Origin of the sequence: Paraburkholderia phenazinium (assembly GCF_900141745.1) — a bacterium.
Lineage (GTDB): Bacteria > Pseudomonadota > Gammaproteobacteria > Burkholderiales > Burkholderiaceae > Paraburkholderia > Paraburkholderia phenazinium_B.
The window spans coordinates 3,668,735-3,694,634 of sequence record NZ_FSRM01000001.1 but is presented as its reverse complement, the minus strand read 5'-3'; the positions used below and the strand labels follow the sequence as shown (position 1 = coordinate 3,694,634).

The window sequence follows — 25,900 nt, the reverse complement described above, 5'->3', positions numbered from 1 at the left end:
GCAAGCTTGACTGGTACACAGCTACTGGTACACAGCCTCCCCAAACAATAAAACCCGATAATAATCAGTAGCTTAATCCTGTTGATGAAATCAAATGGCCCATCATCGGGCAGTGTTTCGCGGCTGGCCAATGATGCCGCTCGGCGTTTGACGCCCGTCTCTCATTCGTCACTCTCCTCCAGAATCCGGCTATGTCCGGTGCGCGACGAGGGAGGCCGTAACGAGCAAGCGGTGGTGAGCAGACGATTCTTGCGAGACCGCCCAAAGCCCACTCAAGATTGGCCATCCAGGCTCGTCCGCTGTTGGACAGCGCTTAGTGATTTTGCCTTGACAACAAATGACAAATTCTGTGCCTCCGACTCGTAGAATCGGGACGGATTGCGCGGTAAAAACCTTCAGGGGTTGAACTGGCCTCGCATCGCGGCCTACCAATCTAAGCAGTCCTGATGCACCGCAGGCCGCGCCTCTAAAAACAATCATCGAGGAGGGCAGCCTATGGCGGACCTGCAAGACGCGCTGCAAGCCATACCAGGCAGACAGGCGTATCACCTCGCCGTGCCTGGCACAGATAGCGCGGTGGCGCTGTCGGTCGTGTCGTTCACCGCGACCGAAAAAATGGGCGCACCCAATGAGGTGCGTGTCATGTTGACCCACCCGTTGCAGCTTGCGCGTGCTGACTACCTGAACCGCGACGCGTCGTTTTCAATCGAGACAGACGACGGGACCATACGCAGGTTCTCCGGGTTCATCGCACGCTTTTCGACGTTGCAAACCACGAAGGATTTCGTCGCGTACGAAATCGTGCTCAGGTCGCATATCGCGCGGCTTGAGGCCGTCACGCGTAACAGGATTTTCCAGCACGGCACGACGCCGGACATCCTGAAGGCCATCGCGCAGGGCCAAGGCATGCGGCCCGAGCAGATGTCGTTTCGCTTGCGCAGGCAGTATCCCCAGCACGCGTTCCGCATGCAGTACGGAATGTCGGACGCGGCCTACGCCCATATGCTGATGGAAAAGGCGGGTATCTACAGCTATATCGTCGAAACGGAATACGGCGACCAGACGGTCTATGGCGACGACATTGACCACTATATCTACGACCCGCAATTGATCGTGCCGTACCGCGAGGCAGCCGGACTTGAAGCGGGCGGCATCGAGGCGGTCACGTCGATCAGTACGCATACCTCGACAGTGCCGAGGTCGTTCATGGTCGCGGACTACAACCCGGATGCGGCTTGGGAGCGCTTCAGGGACGAAGCCAACATCGCGCCGCAGGACGACACGACCTATGGCCAGGCCTATGTCTATGGTACGCACCATCTTGACCAGGCGGGTGCGCAGTGGGAGGCACAACTTCGCCACGAAGCGGCCATCGCCCGCCAGGTTGTCTACGAAGGCGAGAGCAACGTGCTTGCGTTGCAGTGCGGCCGCGTGCTGGAAACCGATGCTGTCCTGGTCGATGCGCCAAAGGGCATGGTCATCATCGAAATTACGCACAGCGGCGCGCGTGACAAGGCTTATTCCAACACCTTCAGGGCGATTCCAGCCGACCGGCGCTTCAGGCTCGAATTGAAGCCGCAGACGTGGGCCAAAGTGAGCGGCACCCTGTCGGGGCGAATTTGCAGTCCGGACAGCTACACCTATTCGTACATCAACGCAGACGGGCGCTATATCGTTCGTTTCGATTCAGACTTCGAGACGTGGCCCAATGGCGGCGAGAGCGTACCGCTGCGCCTGGCAAAACCGTTCGCGGGCAAGGGGCGAACCGGCATGCACTTCCCCGCGCTTGACGATGCCGAAGCGGTGATTACCTGCCGTGATGGCGATCCGGATAAGCCCGAAATCAGCGCCTTCCATCACCATAGCCAGGCGCGCGACCTGGTGACGAGCGACCGGCGCTGGCTCTCGCGCAACATGATCCGCACGCAGAAGAATAACAAGCTGCGTTTCGAAGACTGGTCGGGCCAGGAAGGTGCCAAGCTGAGCACAGAGCATTCGGGCAAGTCGCAACTGAATCTCGGCTACCTGGTCAATAACAAGCTGGAATACAGGGGCGAAGGCTATGAGCTTCGCACTTCGGGTTACGGCGTGAACCGCGCGGGCAAGGGAATGATGGTCACGACCTATGACCGCCCTGGCGCGACCGGCCAGCAACTGGACATGCAGGAAACCATCGCGCAGCTTGAGAGTGCGCTGGTGATCGCGAAGGCGCTGGCCGCTTCGGCCGCGAGCGCGAAGGCCGAGCCAGCAGACACAGACGCCCAGCAGCAGATGAAAAACGACCTGGACGGCCTGAAGAAGCCGGGCCTGCTGATGAGCACGCCTGCATCGGCGGCACTCGTCGCTGGTGGCGGCGTCCAGTTCTCGGCGCGGGAAAACATCAACGCTGTGGCCGGCAAGAACGCTGACTGGAGTGTGCTGAGACGCTGGACGGTAGCGGCAGGCGAGAAGATTTCGCTATTCGCGCAGAAACTTGGCATCAAGATTTTCGCCGTGAAAGGCCCCGTTGATATTCAGGCGCAAGGCGGCCCGATGTCGTTCATTTCCGACAAGGACGTTAATCTGGCCAGTGTCAACGGCAAGGTCAATCTTGCAGCTGCCAAGGAAATCATCCTCGAATGCGGCGGCGCCTTCATCCACATGAAGGACGGCAGCGTCACGCTTGGCGGTCCGTTCGACCTGTTCTTCAAGACCATTACGATCCAGAAACAGGGCAAGGCATCACAGGGACCGGACCTCCCGGTTTTGCCGTCCGGCAAGGTGGGCGATCTGCCGCACTTCTTCGAAATCAGTCATCACTATGAGGACCTTGAGCCGGTCAGGAATGCGCCCTACAAGTTGCATCTGCGCAATGGCACCACACTGTCCGGCACGCTCGATGACAAGGGCTTTGCGCGCCTCGATGGCGTACCGCCCGGTAAGGGGACTGTCGAGTTGAGCGAGGACGCACGGCAGTGGACGGGCGAGCCGACGCACCCCAACACCGTTTGCGGCGTAGCCGCCGATGCGCAATCCGGTATCAACCTCGTGAGGAAGTTCCTTTCATGATCGCAAGGGTATTGCCCATCACCCAGGTCAAGCCAGACCTGAAGGACGCAGTACGTATGTCCGTGGCGGAAATCGAACGGTTTCTCGCCATGTTTTATCCCATCGACGTGATTCGCCAGCAGCAGTCCGCGCTGGCGATTGCCGGACAGTGGCTCTCACGTGTGAAGGGATTTCACGACGATGACGACTTCCTGTATCTGGTGCGCGATTTCCTGTCGTGGATACTCAGTGGCGGCGAGCGTTCGTTGGCTTCTGACCAGCTCGCTTTCTTCTTCTCGGGATTCATGCCGAGCTACGGAACCGCGCGCACGTTCCTTGGCATTGTGAATGACGGTGGAAACTGGCTGGATGTGCGAGCGTTCATGCACAGCCAGGCATACGGCAATGCGAAACGTTACGTCGAATCGTTCGACTGGTCGGGAGGCGGGAAGAAAGCACAGGCCGAAGCCAAGGCATGGGTGGGCGTGCTGAAGGAGGAAGATCGGAAGCTGCAGGCAGCGGCGCTCGGGGGCACGGTCATGCTGGCGCAGGCACTTCCCGCGCCCGATGCGCCGATCACCGACGTCCCGGCGAATGATCCATTCTTTCCGAAACCACCGCCGTCGCTGAGGGTCGTGCCGCCGGTCGAGGCGCCCACCGTCGGCGAGAGCATTGGCGAGGCTGTCGGTAGTCGTCTCGCGCCGTACTTGCTTCGACTCGGAGGGATGGTGCTGTTCACGATTGCTATCGTGGTGATGCCATCCAATGCCTTTGAGCACTACACCGAAGATGAGGATTTGCGGAAATGGCAGGCGGGATATGCCCGCAAGAAGCAAATTGCGATTCCCGCTCCGGAGGTCAAGACTGAAGTCAAAGCCGATACCTTGACCAACGAATGCAAGCTGCAGATTGAGAACAACCAAAAGAACGGCGCGAAGTGCGAGAACGATGGCTATACCCTGATGGAGAAGTCGCTAGGCTACAAGCGGCTTGTCGATCCGCCAAGGGGTCGAGGTCTCGACGGTCTGTTCGAGAAGCAATGGGACATGAGCGCACCGAACCCTATGCCGCAGATCGTGAGCGAGCCGCCGCCAGGGGGCAAGCTCGTGTTCATTCTCGACACGATGAAGCCGCCGACACTCAAGTACAAGGCGCTCAACCCGGAGGCGACAAGTCCGGTAGCGTATCCGCTGTTCGTGGTGTTTGAGGCCAAGCACATATCGAAAGGTTTCGATCCTGACGATACCGACGGTATCAATAAGGAGGCGAAGCGTCGTCTCGGGGAAACGTGCGATGGCACGCAGATGAGTGAACCGTGGACTGAAGAACGGATTCCCAAGGCACTTGATCGAAGCGTACGGGCCGGCGGTATGACCGTAGATGAAAAGGTCAAAAAGCTAAAGGCTATTCAAACTTCTCGTTATGCCCGCTGGATTTTTATCTGCCTACCCGGCGCAACAGGGTCCTCTTCCAAGCTGTTTGTACTGATTGACATAGTGGCATCTGGAATGCAGCTGGAAAATGCGTTGAAACCGGCTCCGTCACAGCCTGCCGAGAATACTTTCTAGGAGTTCGGAACGTGGATTTCAATAAAAGTCGGCGGCAAAAATTTCTCGGCGAAAAGGAATTTCTTCAAGCCAAGCGAGGATTTGAATACGGTATTGAGCTTTCGTATGAATCGCTTTCGTCCGAAAAGGTCAAGGCTCCAGGAGCCGAGTCAAGTCATCGCTGGTCGATCGCGTCCGATAGCCTTCAACTTCTTCTTCTCAACTACACCGCGGGTAGTCCCATCGAAGAACTGAAGTTGCAGTTCCCAGAAGTCATCCGGCGTTTCGATGTCTATATTGTCAATGAGGTATCGCCTCGCAGCAAGAACCCGCCCGAGAACGTTGCTGATACGCTGGAAATTACCCAGTTTGACGCTTACGTTTATGTTCTCTGGCTGCTAGCACTTTGCAGGCTACTAGACCACTTGGAATTGGTTCCGACGGTGATGCGCTGGGTGGACAAAACCCGCGAGTTCAACCGGGGGCGTGATGGCCTGTTTGAGAACGTGGTCATGATGCTTACAGGTACGCGCCTCGAAACACCGCGCGTGTTGCTCCATCCAGAACCCTATCGCCCGCTTGCTCGCGCGACAGTTTCGCCGCCCGAAGAGCGTGCCGCTTTCGTCAAGGAATTTGTCGAGAGTTGGTACAAGGGCATGACACCGACCTACTGGCACGGCGCGCATACGGACGGCCTGTACTTCGGTTACTGGTGTCTGGAAGCCGCGCTGGTGACAGTGCTGTGGGACATTGACGACAGCAGCTATCGCGACAATCTAGTGTATCCAAAGGATCTTGTGGATTTTGCGCGCCAGCAGCAGGCCGCAGCCCGGGGCGCCGACACGCCGAAACCACACATCTCGCGTCGAACCGGCGAACACTGCCCGCACGCAGGCCGCTGGGGTGTACTCGAATCGCCGGGCGCGTTCGTGCAGGAGCGCATGTTCAAGGAGGGCGACGTGTTCCCCGAAGGCATTGGTCGCGACCGTATCGAAGGACCGGTCACATGGATCGTGATGTCCCGCGAGGATGGCGGACCAACCCGCGAAGCGTGAACGAATGATTGAGAGAAAATCACGGCACCCGGACGCGATGCCGTTTTTCGTTTCACCGCCAGCGTGGGTTCTCGTTCACGAGGCCGCGCGCTTCGCGCAGCCAGGGCAGGCGTATCACGTCATGGCCGCCGCGCAACTCGACGGCAGCCTGTTTCGGGACCCGATCATGGTTGTGGCCGACAACTCAACTTGTGACGGGGTCGGACTGTTTGACCCGGAGTTCGGACAGTGGCACGTTGTTACCCCTCCTGAGTGTTGAGCTCATCGGATGATACGGTTACCCGCAACCGCCCAACACCGCAGCACCCTTATCCGCATACGCCTGCAGCAGATGATGGGCAATAGCGAACGGCTTCGGCGCCGACAGCCCGCTCGCGCTCGTACCCGCGAGCATCGCCGCGACCTCTGAGCGCGAAAACCAGCGGGCGTCTTCGAGTTCCTCTGTATCGACCACGATCTCGGTATCGCTCGCCTGCGCAAAGCAGCCGATCATCAGCGACGAAGGGAATGGCCACGGCTGTGACGCGAAATAGACAACCTGTGCGCACCTCACGCGAGCCTCCTCCATGACTTCGCGCCGCACGGCGTCTTCCGTGGTTTCCCCCGGTTCGACGAACCCGGCAAGCGCCGAATACATCCCCGGGGCGAAATGGCGCTGACGCCCAAGTAAGCATCGTTCACCGTCAATGACGAGCATGATCACGACCGGGTCCACCCGCGGGAAGTGGCGTGCGCCGCAAACATCGCAGATGCGTTGCCAGCCGGCCGCCGCGATGCGGCTCGGCGAGCCGCAGTTTGCGCAGTAGGAGTGGCGGCGCTGCCAGTCGAGCATCGACTTCGCCTGCCCGAGCATTCCCAGCGTCGCAGTGCCGACAAGACCCTGCAGCGCGATAGAGCGAAGCTCGATGCGCTCGTGGAGCGTGTCTCCCGACGGATCGTCCGCGGCGCGGTTGAGCGTGAAGCCGAGCGCAAAGCGTCCGCTGCCGTCGCTTTCCTCGCCGAGAAACACGCTGTGAAGCGGCTCGCCGAAGGCCACCGTTTCACTCGCGATGTACCACGGGTCATGCTCGGTGCCTCGCTTGAGCAAGGGAGCGTCTCCGTCGAAGACAAGAAATCGCGTAGCCGGGTTGTTGCGTAGCGCTTCGATGAAGGCGTGATCGTCGCGTCTTTCGGAGCGGCGCTCGAGCGTATTGTGGTTAAAACCGATGGACGTGGAAGAGGTGGTCATCGTCAACAGGAAATATGGGCCATATGTTCGGGAAGTATGGCACGGTGTTCCGCTTGATGTATCGGACCACGATCCGGAAAGCCGTCGTTGGCTCATTGACCGAGGGAACCGCCCATGGCCGGTTTGGCTAGAATGAAGCTTGTGCAGATTTTTCTTGGCACGCGATACCGAAGTCATGATCGCCTCGTACGGCGAACCCAGCGGCACGTCGCTTGCGACCGCATTCAAGACCGTCACCCCGAACCTATCCCTGTCGCCATGGCCAAGCCCTCACGGTCCTCCACTCCCCAGCATTCGGTTGATCTTGCCGAGCCGTCCACTTTTGTGCCGCGCGGCTTCGTCCAGGTTCGCGGCGCGCGGGAGCACAACCTGAAGAACGTCGACGTCGACATTCCCCGCGATGCGTTGGTGGTGTTCACCGGCGTGTCCGGTTCCGGCAAGTCGTCGCTTGCGTTCGGCACGCTGTACGCGGAAGCGCAGCGGCGTTATTTCGAGTCGGTCGCGCCATACGCGCGGCGGCTGATCGAGCAGGTCGGCGCACCCGACGTCGATGCGATCGAAGGCTTGCCGCCCGCGGTCGCCTTGCAGCAGCAGCGCGGCACGCCGAGCGCGCGTTCGTCGGTGGGTAGCGTGACGACGTTGTCGAGCCTCGTCCGCATGATGTATTCGCGAACCGGCAGCTATCCGCCCAAGCAGCCAATGCTGTATGCGGAGGACTTCTCGCCGAACACGGTACAGGGCGCCTGCCCGACTTGCCACGGGCTCGGCCGCGTCTATAGCGTGACCGAGCGCTCGCTGGTCCCCGACGATTCGCTGACGATCCGCGAGCGCGCGATCGCCGCATGGCCGCCCGCATGGCACGGCCAGAATCTGCGCGACATCCTTGTCACGCTCGGTTACGACGTCGACACGCCGTGGCGCGATCTGCCGAAGAAAGACCGCGACTGGATTCTGTTTACCGACGAACAGCCCACGGTGCCGGTCTACGCGGGCTTCACGCCGAAGGAGACACGCGCCGCCCTCAGACGCAAGGCAGAGCCCAGCTATCAGGGCACGTTCACCGGCGCGCGCCGGTACGTGTTGCATACCTTCGCCAATACGCAGAGCGCGTTGATGAAGAAACGCGTGTCACAGTTCATGCTCGGCAGTGAATGCCCGTCGTGCCACGGCAAGCGGCTGAAGGCGGAAGCGCTCTCGGTGACGTTCGCCGGTATGGATATCGGCGAGCTCTCGCAGCTACCCATCGCACGGCTGGCTGCCTTGCTCGAACCCGTCTCGCGCGGCCAGTGGCCGTCTTCCAGCACGTCCGCTGATGGCGAAGTTATGGACAAGGCCAGCCGGCGCGAAGCGGTCGCGCGCCGTGTCGCGGCCGGCGGACAGGCTCACCAGGCTGCCCCTGACGTGCGCCGTACGCCCAACCTGTCCGACGAGAAGCGCGTGGCCGCGCAGCGGCTCGCGATCGAACTGCTCGAACGTCTGAAAACCCTGATCGACCTCGGCCTCGGCTATCTTGCGCTGGACCGCGCGACGCCGACTCTGTCCTCCGGGGAGCTGCAGCGGCTGCGGCTCGCCACACAGCTGTCGTCGCAGCTGTTCGGCGTTGTCTACGTGCTCGACGAGCCGTCTGCCGGACTGCATCCCGCGGATGGCGATGCGTTGCTGGAAGCATTGCAGCGCCTGAAGGACGCGGGCAATTCGCTGTTCGTGGTCGAGCACGACATTAGCGTGATGCAGCGCGCCGACTGGCTCGTCGACGTAGGCCCGGATGCCGGCGAGGCAGGCGGACGTGTGATCTACAGCGGACCACCCGCAGGCCTTGCGGATGTCGAAAGCTCGCGCACACGCCGCTACCTGTTTGCGCAGGGCGAGTCAGACGCTCAGTGGAGCGAGGCCGCGCCCCGTCCGCGCCGCGAGCCCCGCGGCTGGCTGCGGCTCGAAGGCGTGACGCGCAACAATCTGCACAAGCTTGCGGCGGATTTTCCACTGGGTTGCATGACCGCGGTGACGGGCATCTCGGGATCCGGCAAGTCCAGCCTGGTGAGCCAGGCGCTGACGGAACTCGTGGCGGAACATCTCGGACGCGTACCCGATCTTGCCGAAGACGACGAAGTCGATCCGCTCTTTGCGGCCCCGCCTGTCACGACCGACGGCCGGATCACAGCCGGCATGGACAGGATCAAGCGCCTCGTGCGCGTCGACCAGAAGCCGATTGGCCGTACGCCGCGCTCGAATCTCGCGACCTATTGTGGCCTGTTCGACACCGTGCGCAAGCTGTTTGCCGCGACTCCCGCTGCACGCAAGCGTCGCTACAGCGCCGGCCGGTTCTCGTTCAACGTCGCTCAAGGACGCTGCCCGACGTGCGAGGGCGAAGGCTTCGTGATGGTCGAGCTGCTGTTCTTGCCAAGCGTCTACGCGCCTTGTTCGACGTGCCATGGCAGCCGCTACAACCCGCAGACGCTCGAGATCCGCTGGCGCGATCGCAACATCGCTGAAGTGCTGGCGATGACCGTGGACACCGCATGCGACTTCTTCGTCGACGAAGCGCAGGTGATGCGCTCGCTGACCGTGCTTCGCGACATCGGCCTGGGCTACCTGCGGCTGGGACAGCCGGCCACCGAACTATCCGGAGGCGAGGCGCAACGCATCAAGCTTGCGACCGAGCTGCAGCGTGCGCAACGTGGCGATACGCTGTACATCCTCGACGAGCCGACTACGGGTCTACATCCTGTCGACACCGATCGTCTGATGGTGCATCTGCATGGCCTTGTGGATGCTGGCAATACCGTGGTGCTGGTCGAGCACGACATGCGCGTCGCGGCGCAAAGCGACTGGATCCTCGATGTGGGTCCAGGGGCTGGAGAGGAGGGTGGCCGGATCGTTGTGAGCGGCGAGCCTGAGACAGTGGCGCTCGCCGAGGACAGTCGTACCGCGAGCTATCTGCGCGCCGTATTCGACGTCAGGTCGAAGAGGCCGCCACTCAAGAAATCGAATACCGGTTCTGCGGACCGCTGACGTACCGCTTCCGGGCGATCTCCAGAAGCTTTTCCCGAAACTGGTCGAACGCCCCGAGTATCGACCGCTCGTCGGAGCCCGCACCCGGCTGCAAATTCCTGATCACCGCGTCATCCACCAGGAAGGTGATTTCGCGCGAATTGTCGTATCCCCAGAAACACACACAATGCCTCGCGGCATCGTAGCTCCGGCTGGGATTGGGGAATTCAAGTGCCACGATCAGCCCTTTACGCTTGCAACTGAGTAACGCCATTTACTGGCATTCGAATCAATTGAAGCAAAACTGACGCGTCTCTGTTCTGCGCGCAGTGCATCCGCTGTTTCGAGGACAAGGGCGTGCGTCCTGCGCTCGAGAGTGTACGCACTCGAACCGCTGGTGATTGTAGAAGCTGATTTGGTCTGTACTGGCATGATGGATCCCTGAGCACGCGGCCGCGAGACGCAGCCAGCCGTCTCCCCACTGTATACCCTTCGCGAGCCGCCAGCGTCTTTTATTCCGCGGGTCTTCGCGGACCTGCCCGCGATTCGCTTTCCTTTCCTGCTCAAAACGCTTGATTCGTATCGTAATGTATCTGGTCGCCACGGTGATACACGTCGTTGCAATCGGCCCGTTTTCCGACACAAGCCAGATACGTCGCCGGGGCTTAATGCATCAACGCCGGATGACGGACTCACGCACCGCCGTAGATCCAAACGTAAACCGAGGAAATAAACCATCATGACTCAGCTCAAGAAAGTGCTTTACACAGGAAAAACCCATACCGCCGGTGGCCGGGACGGAGCGTCCCGCAGTTCCGACGGCCGGCTCGACGTCAAACTATCGGCGCCCGGTTCATCCGGCACCGGCACGAATCCGGAACAGCTGTTTGCGGCAGGCTGGTCTGCCTGTTTCATCGGCGCGATGCGACGCGCAGCTGCCAGCATGAAGATTGCGCTGCCGGCAGACACCGCCGTCGATGCAGAGGTGGACCTGTGTGTAACTGACGACGCTTACTCCTTGCAGGCTCGTCTGAACGTCAGCCTGCCGGGCGTTGAGCGCGAAGTTGCCGAAGCATTGGCGAACGCGGCACACCAGATGTGCCCATACTCCAAGGCCACACGCGGCAACATCGACGTCGTGATCAACGTGGTCTAGGTCGGCCCAGATTCGGCCAGTCGACACGGGGAAGTGGATCGCAGACAATCGCAACCAGAGGCCGGGGCCTATGACGCATCCGGCCGGTTGCGATCCGCCTTGACCGAAAGTCAACGCGCATAAAAGCAAAAAGACCGAACGATGCTCATTACTAACGATACTTGAAATGCGCCATTTCCCCGACAACCTGGGTCTCGCTACCGATCTGTTGCTGCACGCAGAAACCGGGATCGTCGAGTCGCGGGATGACTACATCGTCGTCCGCACCCCCCATGCACCCGAATACTTTTTCGGCAATATGCTCGTCTTGCCGCAGCAACCCGTGGGAAGTGACCTGAAACGGTTGGAGCATGACTTTGCCCACCTCGTCGGCAAACCGCCTTCGATTGCACACCGCACGTTTACGTGGCCGGAGAGCGTCGACAGCGTCGTCACCCTCGACGCATTCATCGAGCAAGGCTATGACGCGACGGTCTGTCGTGTGCTGGCGGCGCATCCTGATGACCTGCGTCCGGTCGCGACAAGCGCGCTGGTTGAAGTGCGCCCGTTTGCCGTCCAGCAGGATTGGGACGATTGGTCCCGAATGCAACTCGCCGACATGCCCAATCCCGAGGAGATCACTTCGCAACGTTACATGGCGCATCAACAGACGGCCTACAAAACGCTGATCGACCGCGGTCTGGGAAACTGGTGGGGAGCTTTTATTGGTGACGAACAGGTCGGAAGTCTGGGCTTGTTCTTTCTGGACGGGATCGCGCGTTTTCAGTCAGTGATCACCGCGCCTCAGCATCGAAACCGGAATGTCTGCAAGTCCCTGATGGCCGAGGTTATCAGGCGCACCGCTGGACGTTCGCACCAGTTTGTTATTGTTGCAGATGAGGCTTACCACGCGGGCGAAATATACGAGGCAATGGGTTTTCAGCGACAAGGGCGCGTCGCCAGTTTGTGTCAGGAGCCGCGTAACATAACTGAGCGCTGAGCGCATACAGAACGGTCTAATCTCCTGAGAAATGCCCTCGGGGTTCTCACACATACGCAGGGACACATCATGTCAAGCGAGTGGACGCGCCGCGCCAAGCTGTTTATCCAGCGTTTCTGGCAACCTACCAGCGCATGTATGACCTGCATGCCGGGGAGTTGGGGCAACGTCATGAGCCTTGGCCACTGGACGATTGCATTCCACACCGGTCTGCTCACGGGTCTTCTCGCTGTGCTGCTCACGTTCACACCTGCTGCGAAGCTTTACACGAATCGGTATGGCAATGCGCTGATCGTGGGAGTCCTGACCATGTTAGGCGACGTCTACTCACACATGAGTCATTATCGTATTCCCTACCTCGAACACATCATGACGGGAGTGATTTCAGGTCTGCTGACACTCGTCGCTTCATATCTCTTCGAAGACCGTGCGCGACGCATTCGGACAGCATGGGGACGTGTTTTCGGGTAGTTCGCGGCCCGACGGGTCGCCCGCAGTCTTGGCGTTGACCACTGCCGAACGCCGGTTGGCGTCTATCACCTCATCCGCAAAACGCGCTTCCTGTTAGAAGCGAGAAGAGCGCGGCGGGCGTAAGGTAGCCCACGAAGCACACTGCCACGATCGCCAGCCCAAGGAGTGCGGCCACGCTTGCGATCAGAGCCTTCCGAAGAGGCTTCGGCGAGTTCATCAAAGCTCTCGTGATGATCCTTAGGCCTCCCATGCTTCTTGCACCGGCTGCGCAAGCGGCCTGGCGAGACGATCGACTCGTTCATCGTTGATTGGCAAGTGCAAGAGGCCCGCGACGACGCCAAGCGTGATCGCGCCATACCAAAGCAGATCGTAGGCGTGGGTCGCGTCGTACACGATGCCGCCGAGCCAGACACCGAGAAAGCTCCCCAACTGATGTCCGAAGAACACAAAGCCGAACAGCGTTGCGATATAACGCACTCCGAAGACCTGCGATACGAGGCTGTTTGTCAGCGGCACCGTGCCGAGCCAGATCAGGCCCATCACGAACGAGAATGCGTAGACGCTTGCCGGCGTGAGGGGCGCGAAAAAGAACGCCGCCATCGCCGCGGACCGGATGAAGTAGATCGCCGAGAGCACGTACTTCCGGCGCATGAAGTCGCCGACATATCCGCACACGTACGTGCCGATCACGTTGGCAAGCGCGATCAGGGCTAGCGCTGCGCTTGCATTGCGTGCGCTCAGGCCTTTGTCCAGCAGATACGCCGGCATGTGCGCGGCGATGAATGCCAGCTGGAAGCCGCATGCCAGAAAGCCGAAGTTCAACAGCCAGAACCCTCGATGCGAGAGCGCTTCGCGAATCGCCGCGCCCATCGATTGCGCGGATGCCTCGCCGGGGACATGGCGCACGGGGCGATCGCGCAACCAGGCCGAGAGCGGCGCGAGCAGGACCATCACCGTGGCCAGCACGACGAGCGTCGAAACCCAGCCTATGCCGCTCATCAGGTTTTGCACGAACGGCACGGTGCAGAACTGGCCAAGGCCGCCGATCGCGCCTGTGACGCCGAGTGCCCAACTGCGATGCCCGGCGGGAAAGATCCGCGAGAGCGCGCCGTACACAGCGCCGAATGCGGAGCCCGAGAGTCCGACGCCGACCAGCACGCCGGTGCCGAGCGTATAGATGCCAGGAGTACCTGCATACGCCATGACGAGGAGGCCGAGCGCATAGACAAGCATGCCGGCGAGTATCACCCGGGCGGAACCGAAGCGGTCGGCGATCATCCCCGCGAACGGCTGCGCGATGCCCCAGAGCAGATTCTGCAGCGCTAGCGCCAGACCGAACGTTTCGCGCGACCAGCCGTGGTCGATCGTGACCGGTGTCAGGAAGAGCCCCTGCACGTGCCGCACGCCCAAAGCGGCGCCCATTACAACGCCGCCGGCAATCACTGGTTGCCAGCGGTTTCGCCAGATGTCCTGTTGTCCGCTCACTGCCGCTCCTCCGCGTAGTGTGGGTGGCGCGCTTGCTGCTCATCGCGCCTTCGCTGCCGGCGCCGCACGGCGCGGCCCCACGTGACGTTTGCGGATGTCACGCGTCCGCACACCATGCTGGGCATTAAATGTCGGCGCGCGGCGCGCTTCAATCAATGTTTTGGACGCGTTCGCATGCATGCCATGCATGCGAGAGGGAGCGCTATACGCCGGCCTGCGCCGCCAGCGCCTCGTTGACCACTGCCTCTACGGCGCGGGCCTCCGACCGGATCCACTCGACGACATCGAGCACGTCCTGACGCGGCTGTGTCTCAGCCTGATAGAGCCAATAACCGTACGTACTTGTGCGCACGGCGGCGCCCTCGGCAAGCGCGACGAGCCGTCCGTCGGCGAGGAGCGACTCGATCAGCGCGATGCGGCCCAGCGCGATGCCCTGGCCGGCAAGCGCCGCAGCGATGACCTGGTCATACTGGTTAAAGCGGAGCATTCTGACCGGCTGCGCGTGGGCGAGTCCCATTGCGGCGAGCTGATCGGACCACCGCAGGAGCGGCCTGCGTGGCCCCTCGAATTCGAGCAGCGCCTGAGGCCCCAGCAACGCGGCCTCGTCGAGCCGTACGAGCCCGAGCGAGGGATGCGCGACGGGCACGACGGCCTCCTCGAAGAGGCGCACGGCGCCCGGAGGCGCATTCGTGGCCGGGCAATAGCGGATGCCGAGATCGATCCCTTCGGCGCGCAAATCGACGTTTCTGTCGATAGCCGCCATACGCAGGTCGACATTCGGGTAACGCCGTTGGAATCCGTTGATCCGCGGCAGTAGCCAGAGGCCCGTCACGCCGATGCTGGCCGTGATCGTCACGGGCAGCCCCTCCTGAGCGTGGCCCAGGACTTCGAAGACTTCCTGCAATTGCTGGACGGCGGCATCGGCGGTGCGAAAGAGACGTTCGCCCTCGGGCGTGAAGGAAATCGACCGGTAGCCGCGCTGAAAGAGCACGAAGCCGAGCCAATCCTCGAGTGCGCGAACCTGGCGGCTCAGCGCCGACTGCGTGAGGCACAGGTCCTGTGCGGCGAGCGTGATGCTCATGCGGCGGCCGACCGCGACAAAGCCGCGAATCAGGTCGAGCGGCGCGAGTTGGACAAGCGGTACTGGCATGCATGCACCTCATGCGAAAGATGCGAGAAGGTTGGTTGAGCCGGGCGCATGAGTCAAGTGGAATGTGGATGTACACGAATTCGGGCAATCGGGAATCGACTCATCTGGAGATACGATGCAGGACACGAAAACCACCGCACTCGAACCTGAGGCAATCGCGCTCGTTGCGGCGGACGGCTGCCCGATTCGCGGCTTCGCCTGGCGTCATGGCGAACGCCATGCTGGTGACTGCAGCGTCGTGCACGAATCCAACGCAAGCGCGCGGCCGGTGGTGATCGTCAACGCGGCGACCTCAGTGCGTTGCCGTTACTACTTTCGCTTCGCGGCATTCCTCTTCAGCCACGGTTACGACGCGATTGTCTACGACTACCGCGGCATCGGCGAGTCGCGGCCGCGGTCGCTGCGCGGCTTTAGCGCGTCGTGGCTTGACTGGGGGCAGCTCGATTTCGAGGCGGTGTTGCAATACGCGGCGCGCGAATTTCCGGGCCAACCGGTTGACGTCGTCGCGCACAGCGTCGGCGGCGTTGTCGTCGGGCTCGCGCCGTCGAACGCGATGATCCGGCGAGTCGTCACGATGGGCGCGCAGTACGCGCATTGGCGCGACTATGCGCCGGGCCGCAAGCTCGCGATGCTGTGGCGCTGGCATGTACTCATGCCGGTTCTCGCGATACTCGCCGGCTATGTGCCGGCCAGGCGTCTCGGCTGGATGGAGGACACACCCAAGGGCGTAGCCTTATCGTGGAGCTGCAGCAAGGCGCGTTTCGAAGACACTTTCAGGCGCGGGGCGTTCGCCCTCGGCGAGGCAGAACGCGCGCGGCTTGTCGCACAGTTCTCGGCGGTGCATGCGCCGATCCTCGCGATTAGCGTTACCGACGACGAGTTCGGCACCGTGCCCGCAATTGAAAGGCTGCTTCGCTATTTCACGGGCAGTGCGCTCACGCATCTGCGCATTGGGCCGAGGCAGATCGGGCAGCCGGCGATCGGGCATTTCGCGTTTTTTCACAGCCGCTTTGAAGACAGCCTCTGGCCGATTGCGCTCGCATGGCTGAAGTCGGGAGCGTTGCGGGAGGGAGGGCCGGGCAGCGTCGTATTTCAGCGCGCTGGGAGTTCGACGCATTGCTAAGGGCAGGGAAGTCATTCTTGAAGGCAGATACGTCGTCGTCGAAGCGGTTCGATATCAGAATCCACCTAGCTGGCCGAATAAATATTCGGCCGATGCACCTCCATGTACTTCTCCGGATGCGCAAGCTTGTCAAACCCATACCGGCGATACAGACCGTGTGCATTCGAAGTCACAAGCACGATACGTCGAAGTCCCTGCAGCACATCCGAATCGACGACGTGCTGCATCAATAACGCCGCATAGCCGCGCGACTGGAATTCGGGCAGCACGAACACGTCACAGAGATAGCCGAACGTAACGAAGTCGGTGATGACGCGCGCGAAACCAACCTGCCGTTTGCCGAGATAGGCGCCAAAGCACAATGAACCTTCGATTGCCCGCTCGACGGTATGCCGCGCGATGCCGATCGACCACGGCGCCTGGTCATGGAGGAATGCATGAATCATGTCTAGATCAAGTTCATGCTTGTTTGTCGAGATGTGCAGTACGTCGGTGTCCACGGCTACCTCAGATTTTCTCGCGATCGATTTGCGATCGTAACGTCTAGCTCTGTCCTGTTGCAAGACGTACGTGTTTGAGGTGCTTGATCGCTCGCCGGCTAACAGCCGAGGGTGAGTTAGTATTCGAAAATTGCGGCTATTCCTCACCATTCCGAATCACCCTATCGTGGAGGAGAGACGATGCGTGGATTCAGTCGAAGGGACCTGTTGAAGATCGCGGCAAGCGCCGCTGCCACCGCGGCCGTTCCCGCACTGACGGCATGCGCGACCAACGCCGGAGCCGCTGGGGATAGAGCGATGCGGCGCCGCCGCCCGTCGGATGCGGACTGGCCGACGGAGAGCGATTGGGCCGCGCTCAATGATCGAGTCGGCGGCCGGCTGAGCCGGTTGTCCGCGCCGCTCTCGGTATGCCAGCAGGCGCCCGACGGTACGACTTGCCAGGGACTGCTTCACGAACTGAAGAACCCGTACTACCTCGGCGATGAACCGGCGCTGACGCAGACATCGGGCTGGGTAGACGCGTGGATGTCGACGCCGAGCGCCTATGCGGTCGCGGCCAGCGATTCGCGGGACATTTCCGAAGCGATCAGTTTCGCTCGCGAGCGCAACCTGCGGCTGGTGATCAAAGGCGGTGGACACAGCTATCAGGGAACATCCAATTCGCCCGACTCGCTGTTGATCTGGACGCGGCACATGCGTGCAATCGAAGTGCATGACGGATTTACCCCTCAAGGCGGAGAGGGCCGGCAAGCAGCTCGGCCAGCAGTCACCGTGGGAGCAGGGGCCATCTGGATGCACGTCTACGACGCGGTGACCACACGCGGTGGCCGATACGTTCAAGGGGGCGGCTGTGCGACGGTCGGCGTCGCCGGACTTGTCCTGGGCGGTGGTTTTGGAAGTTTCTCGAAACGCTACGGGAACGCCGCCGGATCGCTGCTGCAGGCGGAAGTGGTGACGGCCGACGGCGCCGTCCGCGTCGTCAACGCTTATCGGGAACCGGACCTGTTCTGGGCGCTGAAAGGCGGGGGCGGCGGAAGCTTTGCGGCTGTGGCGAGTGTGACGCTCGAAACCCATCCGTTGCCCGAGTACTTCGGCGTGATCTTTGCAAACATCAACACGCACTCGCCGGAGGCGTTCCGGCAACTGATTGCGAGGTTCGTTGCTTTCTACGCAGAGAATCTCCTGAACGAGCATTGGGGCGAAACGGTGTCGCTACGCGCCGATGGCACTTTGCGAATCTCCATGATGTTTCAGGGGTTGAGCCGCGATCAGGCGGCGGCCATGTGGCAGCCATTCTTCGACTGGGTATCCAGCGCCGCCTCGGGATGTTCATTGGCATCCCCGCCGCAGATCCTCGCCGCGCCGGCACAGCGGCTATGGGATCCCGCCTACATCATGCAGCACGTGCCCGGCGCGATGATGACCGACGACAGGCCCGGTGCCACCGCCGGCGATGTGTTCTGGTCTGCGAATCAGGGCGAGGCGGGACAGTTTATCTATGGCTACGAATCCGCGTGGCTGCCGGTATCGTTGCTGACACAGTCCGCGCAAGCCCAACTCGTGGATATGCTGTTCGAAATCACCCGTCACTGGTCGATCGGTTTGCACTTCAACAAGGGACTTGGCGGCGGATCTCCTGAGGCACGTCAGCGGACATCGGAGACGGCGATGAACCCGGCCGTGCTCGACGCCTTTGCGCTCGCGATTATTGCGGGCGAAGCCGCTCCCGCGTTCAGGGGCATGCCTGGGGATGGCCCCGATCTCGCACGGGCCCGGCAGGCCTCGGTGAGGATCCGTGAGGCGGCAGACGTGCTACGGCGCGCGGTGCCGAATGCAGGTGCCTACATTTCGGAAAGCAGCTTTTTTCAATCCGACTGGCAACATGCGTACTGGGGAACGCATTACGACCGGCTCCGCGAGGTGAAGCACCGATACGATCCCGATGGCCTGTTCTTCATTCACCAAGGCGTGAATTCCGACGCGTGGAGCGCGGACGGCTTCACGCGGCTGGCGACGTGAACATCAGCGTGGCCGTGCAGCTGCCGCGCGAGTAACCCACAACATCAGTGACGGACGTAAATCGAATTCAGGCCTACGTCAGCGGCGGGATTGAATCCAGCATCGGAAAGCGTGCTTGCGTGCGAGCCAGCAGGATCGCTCAACGTGCTGGTGCGGTCCTGCACTGCCGCGGAATCCGGACCGGCAGCCTCGTACGCGACCATCTCAACCTGGGTTTCATCGACCTGCATGACCGATTGCGCGAACGCCGCTGTGGGCAAGACGAATATAGCGGCAAGCAGTGCGGAACGAAAAAGTGTGTTCATGGCAATTCTCCTGAGAGTTATCGAGCTTCGTTGCGGGTTCGGTGACGTGACCCATGAAAGCGATGGTAGGCAGGGAGAATTAGGTCAAAATGAGCGCGGCGCGCCGCTATGTTTTGGCCAGGAGCTTTTTCCATGAAGCCCCTCATCTTGACGACATAGCCGTGCCTGGCAGTTCGCAATATCTGGGAATTTTTTCAGGGCGGTTTGCCGACGGAAACTGGCGCCATCCACCGTTTAACGGGAGCGTAGGAGATGACTCTCGTCATCTTCTGTCTAAACGTCGCAACCGTTAAACGAGAAAGGGACTGGACAATGCTACAAGGCGTCAAGGTAACCATAGGCTGCATTCTGGCGTTGTCGTGTGCAGTGGCTCAGTCGGACGCGGTGTTCTCCGACACCGGATATGCCGCTGACGCTTACGGTGCCGCAGACCACTATCCCGTACCCGCACCGAGGCAGGCGAGAACACAAAGGCAGTTTGTCGGCTACTACAGTCACTTTGACGAAGTTCATCCAGCTGATCCGATTGCCAGGGCCGGTGCTCCGTCGACACTCAAAACCTCCGCACACGAACTCACCCTGAACTATCCGTACGGAGGTCAGTACCGCAACGTTAACGATTACCTCGATCGCAACCCGGTGACCGGCCTGCTGATCGCGCGCGACGACACCATTCTTTACGAGCACTATCGCTACGCCCGTACGGACGCCGACCGGTTCATGTCGCAGTCTATGGCGAAGACTATCGTCGGAATGCTGATTGGTATCGCCATATCGGAAGGCGCGATTCACTCGATTGACGATCTCGCGGATGCCTATGTGCCGGAGTTGGCTAACAATGCTTATGGGCAAACTTCAATTCGCGATTTGCTGCATATGTCTTCCGGTGTCCATTTCTTTGAAGACAGCAATCCCGGCGACGATCGCGACAAGCTAGGTCATGACCTTTTGAGCACGCACGGCGTAGGGGCAATCGAAGCCGTCAAGCGCTTCGACAAACGCGAGCGCGCACCTGGTACGCATTTCAGCTACGCAAGTATCGAAACGGAAGTGCTGGGCCTGGTTTTGAGCCACGCAACGCATATGTCCGTGGCTCAGTACGCGAGTGAGCGCATCTGGAAGAAGATGGGCATGGAGTCGGATGCGTCATGGGGGCGCGATCCAACCGGACAGGACATTACCTACTGCTGCGTAAGCGCGACGCTGCGCGATTGGGCGCGACTGGGTCTGATGCTGGCGCACGACGGCGCGTGGAACGGCAAGCAGATCGTCCCGCGCGACTGGCTTTTACAGGCAACGACGGTCGAGTCATCGTCGAGCTTTCTCGCGCCGGGAATAGCCAATCCGATCTTCGGCTATGGATATCAGGTTTGGATACTTCCGGGTGAGCGGCGCATGTTCGCATTACAAGGCATGGATGGCCAACGAATCATTGTCGATCCGCGTTCGAAACTCGTACTTGTGCAAACGGCGGTATGGACCAGCGATCACGATCCAGGCATGCGGGAAATCTACGCCTTGTGGTACTCGCTCGTCGCGCAATATGGATGAGTGCGGGCCACACCGTCGACCTGGTGTTAGTTCGCGCGATCTTCGAACACGGAAACAATACCGTCAATCATTGCCGCAATGCGCGCGGTATGCCGAAGGTCCTGATGCGTGACGAGCCAGATTTCATAGACGGCCCCACGTGCGGGTTCAGGCCATATCTGCACGAGGCCGTCGTGTTCAGCCAGATGTATCGGAAGCTCACCGATGCCGATGCCGGCCTTTACCGCGGTACGCAGCATGAGGCTGGAATTGAAGGTCGATACGATGCGCCCCGCGTGTATCGGTTCGCCGGCAAGCGTTGGCGATCGATTACCGGTCCAGTTGCCCTGATAGACGACGAGATCGTGGCCCGCAAATGCAGAGCCAAGGACGGGCTTGCCGTGCTGCTCGAGATAAGCATTCGATGCAAAGAGCGCCATGGGCCAGCGAGCCAGGCGCCGCGCGACAAGATCGGGATTGTCCGGCCGCACTGAGCGGACTGCGATATCCGCTTCACGCTTTGCCAGATTCAGCATGCGCGTCGACGTGTCCAGCAGGACGCGCACTTCGGGATGTGCAGCATGCAGGCGTTCGATGGCGGGCAGCAAAAATTCGAGCGCGATCGAGTCGGTACTGGTGACCCTGACGTCCCCCGCAAGCCGTGTGTCTGTGCCTTGAGTTCGTCTGATGAGTTCGTTTGCGGAGTGTTCCATTTTCTCCGCTGATTTCAGCGCAGCCTCGCCTGCGGCGGTCAACGCGTAACCCTCGGAAGTGCGCAGAAAGAGCGTGGCACGCAGGGCGTGCTCCAGTGCCGCAATCCGTCTGCCGACCGTCGCCTGATCGAGATTGAGTGTCCTGGCTGCGCCACGGAGCGTTTTTTCGCGCTCCACCGCGAGAAACACTCGCGCGTCATCCCAGTTCATCGTGCCGCCCTCCTGATGCAAATTTGCATCTATCGACGTGAATAATGCTGCACATACGCAGCAATGTCGAGACCTATACTGAGCGCAAGAGTTTCTCGTTCAATGATCCTCCCGGATCAATCGAGCCTCATCTATAGAAGGAGTGGTATCCATGTCTGCCTCAACTTATCGTGTGCCGTCGTCCATGACGGCCATTGAGATCAAACAGCCCGGCGGTCCCGAAGTCCTCGTGCCGACTACGCGTCCGGTGCCGATGCCGGACGCCGGTCAGGTTCTGATCCGTATCCACGCAGCGGCGGTGAACGGCCCGGACGTCTTCCAGCGCAAAGGGCTGTATGATCCGCCCGCTGGGGCTTCGGACATTCCGGGGCTGGAAGTGGCCGGTCAAGTGGTTGCCGTCGGCTCCAACGTGTCCCGATTCCAGATCGGCGAACTCGTGTGTGCATTGATTCCTGGCGGCGGCTACGCGGAATATGCAGTCGCGCACGCCGACAACGTGATGCATATCCCTAAAGGCCTGACGTTGGTGGAAGCGGGGGCCATGCCCGAAACGTTCATGACGGTATGGCTGAACCTGTTCCAGCGCGGCAAGCTGGTTGCCGGCGAATCGGTGTTGATCCATGGCGGCGCGTCGGGCATCGGTACCACGGCGACCATGCTGGCGAAGGCATTCGGCGCTGCGAAAATCATCACGACAGTGGGCTCGCAAGCGCATCGGGAGGCCAGCCTGGCGCTAGGCGCAGACCTCGCGATCAATTACCGCGAGGAAGATTTCGTCGCCGAAGCGAAGCGGCTTACCGATGGAAAAGGTGTCGACGTGATCCTCGATATCATCGCAGGCGACTACGTGGCCAGAAACTATGAAGCCGCAGCCATGGACGGACGGATTCTGCAGGTGGGCGTGATCAAGGGGCCGGCAAAGGATCTCGACGTCTTGCCGATGTTGACGAAACGACTGACGCATATGGGATCGACACTGCGATCGCGCTCATCCGGGGACAAGGCGGCTATCGTCAAGGAACTGGAGCGGGAGGTCTGGCCGCACATTGAGAGCGGCAAGGTCAAGCCGGTTGTCTACAAGACCTTTGCGCTTGCCGACGCTCGCGGCGCTCATGAGTTGATCGATTCAGGCGCACACTTTGGAAAGATTGTCCTGACGACGGGCGCGGATCTTATTGGCTGAAGCCTGGCTTGCCGCATGCCATGTCTGAGGTGTCATCAGTAGACGGTAGCCACAGCAGACGCGACCGCGCGCCAGGAAAAAAATAGTCAGCCGCGCTGTAACCGCGCGTCCTTCTCCAACGAACTACAAAGAGAGCGCGGCGATGCAGTCCCTGGCTGCGTTGCCCGCTGTTCTTTGCTAACGTCCGTCCGGAGACCCTTGCGCATGAACACTGCACGACACCTGCTTCGTTTCACCGATCCCGCCCAGCTGACCCACCGCTGGGGTCTCGCGCGATGGACCCCGTTGCCACTACGGCTGATCACCGGTTACGGATTCATGGAACACGGCTACGCAAAAATCGTCAAGAACCCGGATGTGTTTGCCGGGATTTTGCATACGCTCGGCGTGCCGGCACCTCACTTCATGGCGTGGGCGACCATTCTCACTGAACTGGTCGGCGGCCTTGCGGTCATGGTCGGCGCATTCGTGCCGCTCGTCAGTCTGCCAATGATCGCGGTGCTGATGGTGGCGACACTGACCGTGCATCTTCAGTACGGGTTTTCGTCGATCAAGCTGCTGGCCGTCACGTCAGCCGGTGCGCAGTTCGGGCCGCCTGGCTACGAGACCGATCTGCTTTATCTCGCGTGTCTTGCCGCTCTGGTGCTGGGCGGATCGGGACCGTTCGCCGTCGATGGCTGGCTTGCCCGTCGCGGGCGGAAATAGGGGAGGGTGATGGCAAGCGAGGGGCGAACGGAGCAAGCATCTCGCAGCGGAAGACAGCGGGTACCGATGCTCGGTAGACTGTGCTCTTTTCTTGCAACAGTTTCCACGAGGGGCACTGCATGGACCGCATGACGGCGATGGAAACGTTCGTGACCGTGGTGGACGCGGGTTCATTTTCTGCCGCCGCTCGCCGGCTCAAGTTGGGCCAGCCGGCAGTCTCGAAGGCCATTGCGCAACTGGAAGAGCACCTCGGCGCGCGGCTTCTGCTGCGTTCGACACGAGGCCTGGCGCCGACCGATGCAGGGCAGCGATTCTACGAGCACGCTCGCCGTGCGATCGATGAAGCGGATCAGGCCGAACAGGTCGTGCGCGAATCGTCGGACGGTCTATCGGGGCGCTTGCGGATCAGTGCGGCCGTCACGTTCGCGCGACTGCATGTTCTGCCCGCGCTCAAGACCTTCCTCGACCAGCATCCGAAACTGAGTATCGACATCGTCCTCGACGACCGTTCTATCGATCTGCTCGAGCACGGCGTCGACGTGGCGCTCCGTATGGGAGCGCTCGACGATTCGACAATGACCGCGAAACGCCTCCTGCGAGGAAGGCGACTGGTGGTCGGGACGCCGCGCTACTTCGCGGAGGCCGGTACTCCCACGACACCGGCAGACCTGAGCCGGCACCAGGCGATTGTCTATTCGTTGCGCGGCGGCGGCGAGTCCTGGTCATTCCGCGGCAACGACGGTACCGAAGTCTCTGTCGCTGTGTCGGGGCGGGTCAGCGTGAGTGCCGCCGAGGGCATGCGCACGGCGGTGCTGGGGCACATGGGTCTCGCGGTCGCATCGGAATGGATGTTCTCCCCTGAGCTCGCCGACGGCACCGTGCAAGCCGTTCTCACCGAATGGACTTTACCGACCATCGACGTCTGGGCCGTCTTCCCGTCCGGCCGCATGGCGACAACGAAAGCGCGCGCCTTCGTCGCGTTCGTCGAGCACCTGCTGGGTGAGAACGGCGGCATAGAGACCCAGAAGGGCGTTCAGCGGCGATAACACCTATTCCTCGCAGATGACTACCCTGCCTCGCGACGGTGGCGGACGATACGCATCAACCAATGCATGAACGTGTTGGCACATATGCAGATCGTTCAAAACTCACTGTCGAGGTAATCATGACTCAAGCTCTGAAAGGCAAACTGGCACTCGTGACTGGCGCTTCCCGTGGCATCGGCGCTGCCATCGCAACGCGTCTTGCGCGCGATGGCGCATCGGTCATCGTCCACTACGCGTCGAGCTCGGCGCGTGCGGAGGCCGTGGTCCAGGCGATTCGCGACGCAGGCGGCGAGGCGGAAGCAGTCGGCGCCAATCTGGCGAAGCCCGAGGGTGTCACGGCATTGATCGACTCGCTGAACGGCGTCTTCGGCGGCCGCTTCGAAGGCCGGCTCGACATCCTCGTCAATAATGCAGGTACCGTCGAATACGGACCGTTCCTCGACTCGTCAGAAACGTCGTATGACACGCATTTCAATCTGAATGTGCGCGCGCCGATCGAACTGGCGAAGGACGCTGCGCAGCGCATGATCAAGACCGGCTGGGGCCGCATTGTCAACGTGGGTTCGGCTTTCGGCGAGGCAGCGCCGCTGCCGGGCGTGACCCTTTATATCGCCTCGAAATTTGCCATTCGAGGCTTCACGCGTGGTCTTTCGCGTGAACTCGGGAAGTATGGCGTGACCGTCAATGCGGTTCAGCCCGGTCCGATCGACACCGAATTGGCTCCGCAACCCGGAACGGAAGACCACGCAACGATGACTAAGCTCGCGAGCGTGGGTCGCTTCGGCAAGCCCGAAGAAATTGCCGCGGCAGTCTCGTATCTGGCAAGTCCTGAAGCAGGCTACACCACCGGTGAAAGTCTGACGGTCGATGGCGGATGGATTGCCTGAGTAAGCCGGTAAAGCGCTTCCGCGAGCACGCTGTCAGCTAGTGATTCACTGGCGTTAGCGCGTGCGAGTGCGAAGCGCTTGCGGGTCTAAAAAAAATATAAATCGCGACAGAGTGACCAGAAGCGCCCAAACTGCGCGACATGGCTGTCGCGTTCGCGACCGGCAAATCAGGAGAAGCACGATGACAAAGAGCACAACGCGTGGCAATCGCGAGGCCAAAAAGCCGAAGCAAGCCAAAAAGGTGGTCGCTCCTGCAGTTGGCGTGTCCTCGACGACTGCGCCGAAGACCGCTTCGGCCAGCGCACCGGCAAGAAAGAAATAACAGGCCCACCGGGACACGGATCCGTGTCCGTCTCCACACTTTCTCCGGGTGTTCAGCCGGAAAGCGCTTCGACAGGGGTGTGCAGATGCGCCTGTCCCTCATTCATACCGCACCGCGGTTCGCTCAAAGCTCATCCGACGCTTTAGTCCGTCGCTAAAACGGTAGCCACCGGTTGGCGCATGGGCGCGTGACGGCCGAGCGCACACAGAAACTGTGTGCCTGCTGTCTCATCCTGACGGTTCCTCGCGCGTCCACCCGCACCCGTGAA

Annotated in this window: 22 protein-coding genes; 15 read left to right on the top strand and 7 right to left on the bottom strand. The window is 61.0% G+C overall.

Going from position 1 to position 25,900, the window contains the following annotated elements; all coding sequences use genetic code 11:
• Positions 1 to 495 precede the first annotated feature (495 nt).
• The 4 genes from BUS06_RS16520 to BUS06_RS16505 are packed head-to-tail and all read left to right on the top strand — an operon-like array spanning position 496 to position 5,888.
• The gene (locus BUS06_RS16520; RefSeq protein WP_074265243.1) at positions 496 to 3,048 is read left to right on the top strand and encodes a type VI secretion system Vgr family protein; all 2,553 of its coding nucleotides are present in this window, start codon (positions 496 to 498) and stop codon (positions 3,046 to 3,048) included.
• Positions 3,045 to 4,595, top strand: coding sequence for a hypothetical protein (locus tag BUS06_RS16515; protein WP_074265242.1), 1,551 nt, complete (start codon positions 3,045 to 3,047; stop codon positions 4,593 to 4,595). Before BUS06_RS16520 ends, BUS06_RS16515 begins: the two co-directional genes overlap by 4 nt.
• Positions 4,596 to 4,606: 11 nt before the next feature.
• Complete coding sequence (locus tag BUS06_RS16510; RefSeq protein ID WP_083611446.1) at positions 4,607 to 5,629, top strand: PoNe immunity protein domain-containing protein; 1,023 nt, start codon at positions 4,607 to 4,609, stop codon at positions 5,627 to 5,629.
• Positions 5,630 to 5,633: 4 nt separating this feature from the next.
• A complete protein-coding gene (locus BUS06_RS16505; RefSeq protein WP_143787539.1) occupies positions 5,634 to 5,888 on the top strand; it encodes a hypothetical protein in 255 nt (84 codons plus the stop codon).
• Between the two features lie 18 nt (positions 5,889 to 5,906).
• Here BUS06_RS16505 and nudC read toward each other — a convergent pair whose 3' ends face one another.
• Positions 5,907 to 6,857, bottom strand: coding sequence for an NAD(+) diphosphatase (nudC, locus tag BUS06_RS16500; RefSeq protein WP_074265240.1), 951 nt, complete (start codon positions 6,855 to 6,857; stop codon positions 5,907 to 5,909).
• 258 nt (positions 6,858 to 7,115) lie between these two features.
• On the opposite strand from nudC, the gene BUS06_RS16495 reads away from it, so the two are divergent.
• Positions 7,116 to 9,869 (top strand): excinuclease ABC subunit UvrA, encoded by a 2,754-nt coding sequence (locus BUS06_RS16495; protein WP_083611445.1) that lies wholly within the window; start codon positions 7,116 to 7,118, stop codon positions 9,867 to 9,869.
• Here the strand turns inward: BUS06_RS16495 and BUS06_RS16490 are convergent.
• Complete coding sequence (locus BUS06_RS16490; RefSeq protein WP_074265238.1) at positions 9,835 to 10,122, bottom strand: DUF1488 family protein; 288 nt, start codon at positions 10,120 to 10,122, stop codon at positions 9,835 to 9,837. The two genes, BUS06_RS16495 and BUS06_RS16490, sit on opposite strands and share 35 nt — an antisense overlap.
• 465 nt (positions 10,123 to 10,587) lie before the next feature.
• Here BUS06_RS16490 and BUS06_RS16480 point away from each other — a divergent pair, with 465 nt between their 5' ends.
• From BUS06_RS16480 to BUS06_RS16470, 3 genes are all read left to right on the top strand, one after another.
• Positions 10,588 to 11,004 (top strand): organic hydroperoxide resistance protein, encoded by a 417-nt coding sequence (locus tag BUS06_RS16480; RefSeq protein ID WP_074265237.1) that lies wholly within the window; start codon positions 10,588 to 10,590, stop codon positions 11,002 to 11,004.
• 166 nt (positions 11,005 to 11,170) lie between these two features.
• Entirely contained in the window at positions 11,171 to 11,983 is an 813-nt protein-coding gene (locus BUS06_RS16475; protein WP_074265236.1) for a GNAT family N-acetyltransferase, read from the top strand.
• Positions 11,984 to 12,052: 69 nt separating this feature from the next.
• Entirely contained in the window at positions 12,053 to 12,454 is a 402-nt protein-coding gene (locus BUS06_RS16470) for a hypothetical protein (protein WP_074265235.1), read from the top strand.
• Positions 12,455 to 12,691: 237 nt separating this feature from the next.
• On the opposite strand, the gene BUS06_RS16465 is transcribed toward BUS06_RS16470, so the two are convergent.
• Both BUS06_RS16465 and BUS06_RS16460 read right to left on the bottom strand, forming a co-directional pair.
• Positions 12,692 to 13,939, bottom strand: coding sequence for an MFS transporter (locus BUS06_RS16465; RefSeq protein WP_074265234.1), 1,248 nt, complete (start codon positions 13,937 to 13,939; stop codon positions 12,692 to 12,694).
• A 202-nt stretch (positions 13,940 to 14,141) separates the two neighbouring features.
• Complete coding sequence (locus tag BUS06_RS16460) at positions 14,142 to 15,089, bottom strand: LysR substrate-binding domain-containing protein (RefSeq protein ID WP_074265233.1); 948 nt, start codon at positions 15,087 to 15,089, stop codon at positions 14,142 to 14,144.
• A 115-nt stretch (positions 15,090 to 15,204) separates the two neighbouring features.
• Between BUS06_RS16460 and BUS06_RS16455 the strand changes: the two genes are divergently transcribed.
• Positions 15,205 to 16,212 carry an alpha/beta hydrolase family protein gene (locus BUS06_RS16455; protein ID WP_074265232.1) on the top strand — a complete coding sequence of 336 codons (1,008 nt, stop codon included), beginning with the start codon at positions 15,205 to 15,207 and terminating at the stop codon, positions 16,210 to 16,212.
• A 65-nt stretch (positions 16,213 to 16,277) separates the two neighbouring features.
• Here BUS06_RS16455 and BUS06_RS16450 read toward each other — a convergent pair whose 3' ends face one another.
• Positions 16,278 to 16,658 carry a GNAT family N-acetyltransferase gene (locus tag BUS06_RS16450; RefSeq protein ID WP_074266137.1) on the bottom strand — a complete coding sequence of 127 codons (381 nt, stop codon included), beginning with the start codon at positions 16,656 to 16,658 and terminating at the stop codon, positions 16,278 to 16,280.
• Positions 16,659 to 16,892: 234 nt separating this feature from the next.
• On the opposite strand from BUS06_RS16450, the gene BUS06_RS16445 reads away from it, so the two are divergent.
• A complete protein-coding gene (locus BUS06_RS16445) occupies positions 16,893 to 18,731 on the top strand; it encodes an FAD-binding oxidoreductase (RefSeq protein ID WP_074265231.1) in 1,839 nt (612 codons plus the stop codon).
• 44 nt (positions 18,732 to 18,775) lie between these two features.
• Here BUS06_RS16445 and BUS06_RS16440 read toward each other — a convergent pair whose 3' ends face one another.
• Positions 18,776 to 19,036, bottom strand: a complete 261-nt coding sequence (locus BUS06_RS16440; protein WP_074265230.1) for a hypothetical protein — start codon at positions 19,034 to 19,036, stop codon at positions 18,776 to 18,778.
• Positions 19,037 to 19,348: 312 nt separating this feature from the next.
• Between BUS06_RS16440 and BUS06_RS16435 the strand changes: the two genes are divergently transcribed.
• Positions 19,349 to 20,587: a serine hydrolase domain-containing protein gene (locus BUS06_RS16435; protein ID WP_074265229.1), complete on the top strand. Its 1,239-nt coding sequence runs from the start codon at positions 19,349 to 19,351 to the stop codon at positions 20,585 to 20,587.
• A gap of 26 nt (positions 20,588 to 20,613) precedes the next feature.
• Here BUS06_RS16435 and BUS06_RS16430 read toward each other — a convergent pair whose 3' ends face one another.
• Positions 20,614 to 21,489, bottom strand: a complete 876-nt coding sequence (locus tag BUS06_RS16430; protein ID WP_074265228.1) for a LysR family transcriptional regulator — start codon at positions 21,487 to 21,489, stop codon at positions 20,614 to 20,616.
• Positions 21,490 to 21,640: 151 nt separating this feature from the next.
• Here BUS06_RS16430 and BUS06_RS16425 point away from each other — a divergent pair, with 151 nt between their 5' ends.
• The 4 genes from BUS06_RS16425 (at position 21,641) to BUS06_RS16410 (ending at position 25,310) form a co-directional block, all read left to right on the top strand.
• Positions 21,641 to 22,672, top strand: coding sequence for an NAD(P)H-quinone oxidoreductase (locus BUS06_RS16425; RefSeq protein WP_074265227.1), 1,032 nt, complete (start codon positions 21,641 to 21,643; stop codon positions 22,670 to 22,672).
• Between the two features lie 204 nt (positions 22,673 to 22,876).
• Positions 22,877 to 23,377: a DoxX family protein gene (locus tag BUS06_RS16420; RefSeq protein ID WP_083611443.1), complete on the top strand. Its 501-nt coding sequence runs from the start codon at positions 22,877 to 22,879 to the stop codon at positions 23,375 to 23,377.
• A gap of 119 nt (positions 23,378 to 23,496) precedes the next feature.
• Complete coding sequence (locus BUS06_RS16415; RefSeq protein ID WP_074265226.1) at positions 23,497 to 24,423, top strand: LysR family transcriptional regulator; 927 nt, start codon at positions 23,497 to 23,499, stop codon at positions 24,421 to 24,423.
• A 119-nt stretch (positions 24,424 to 24,542) separates the two neighbouring features.
• Entirely contained in the window at positions 24,543 to 25,310 is a 768-nt protein-coding gene (locus tag BUS06_RS16410; RefSeq protein WP_074265225.1) for an SDR family NAD(P)-dependent oxidoreductase, read from the top strand.
• Positions 25,311 to 25,900: the final 590 nt, after the last annotated feature.

Excerpts from the sequence above, each read along its gene's own strand:
- BUS06_RS16445 (WP_074265231.1), top strand. The coding sequence starts at position 16,893 with ATGCGTGGATTCAGTCGAAGGGACCTGTTGAAGATCGCGGCAAGCGCC.
- nudC (WP_074265240.1), bottom strand. The coding sequence starts at position 6,857 with ATGACCACCTCTTCCACGTCCATCGGTTTTAACCACAATACGCTCGAG.
- BUS06_RS16480 (WP_074265237.1), top strand. The coding sequence starts at position 10,588 with ATGACTCAGCTCAAGAAAGTGCTTTACACAGGAAAAACCCATACCGCC.
- BUS06_RS16435 (WP_074265229.1), top strand. The coding sequence starts at position 19,349 with ATGCTACAAGGCGTCAAGGTAACCATAGGCTGCATTCTGGCGTTGTCG.
- BUS06_RS16490 (WP_074265238.1), bottom strand. The coding sequence starts at position 10,122 with ATGGCGTTACTCAGTTGCAAGCGTAAAGGGCTGATCGTGGCACTTGAA.
- BUS06_RS16515 (WP_074265242.1), top strand. The coding sequence starts at position 3,045 with ATGATCGCAAGGGTATTGCCCATCACCCAGGTCAAGCCAGACCTGAAG.
- BUS06_RS16470 (WP_074265235.1), top strand. The coding sequence starts at position 12,053 with ATGTCAAGCGAGTGGACGCGCCGCGCCAAGCTGTTTATCCAGCGTTTC.
- BUS06_RS16410 (WP_074265225.1), top strand. The coding sequence starts at position 24,543 with ATGACTCAAGCTCTGAAAGGCAAACTGGCACTCGTGACTGGCGCTTCC.
- BUS06_RS16520 (WP_074265243.1), top strand. The coding sequence starts at position 496 with ATGGCGGACCTGCAAGACGCGCTGCAAGCCATACCAGGCAGACAGGCG.
- BUS06_RS16430 (WP_074265228.1), bottom strand. The coding sequence starts at position 21,489 with ATGAACTGGGATGACGCGCGAGTGTTTCTCGCGGTGGAGCGCGAAAAA.
- BUS06_RS16440 (WP_074265230.1), bottom strand. The coding sequence starts at position 19,036 with ATGAACACACTTTTTCGTTCCGCACTGCTTGCCGCTATATTCGTCTTG.
- BUS06_RS16455 (WP_074265232.1), top strand. The coding sequence starts at position 15,205 with ATGCAGGACACGAAAACCACCGCACTCGAACCTGAGGCAATCGCGCTC.
- BUS06_RS16425 (WP_074265227.1), top strand. The coding sequence starts at position 21,641 with ATGTCTGCCTCAACTTATCGTGTGCCGTCGTCCATGACGGCCATTGAG.
- BUS06_RS16450 (WP_074266137.1), bottom strand. The coding sequence starts at position 16,658 with ATGATTCATGCATTCCTCCATGACCAGGCGCCGTGGTCGATCGGCATC.
- BUS06_RS16460 (WP_074265233.1), bottom strand. The coding sequence starts at position 15,089 with ATGCCAGTACCGCTTGTCCAACTCGCGCCGCTCGACCTGATTCGCGGC.
- BUS06_RS16415 (WP_074265226.1), top strand. The coding sequence starts at position 23,497 with ATGGACCGCATGACGGCGATGGAAACGTTCGTGACCGTGGTGGACGCG.
- BUS06_RS16505 (WP_143787539.1), top strand. The coding sequence starts at position 5,634 with ATGATTGAGAGAAAATCACGGCACCCGGACGCGATGCCGTTTTTCGTT.
- BUS06_RS16420 (WP_083611443.1), top strand. The coding sequence starts at position 22,877 with ATGAACACTGCACGACACCTGCTTCGTTTCACCGATCCCGCCCAGCTG.
- BUS06_RS16475 (WP_074265236.1), top strand. The coding sequence starts at position 11,171 with ATGCGCCATTTCCCCGACAACCTGGGTCTCGCTACCGATCTGTTGCTG.
- BUS06_RS16495 (WP_083611445.1), top strand. The coding sequence starts at position 7,116 with ATGGCCAAGCCCTCACGGTCCTCCACTCCCCAGCATTCGGTTGATCTT.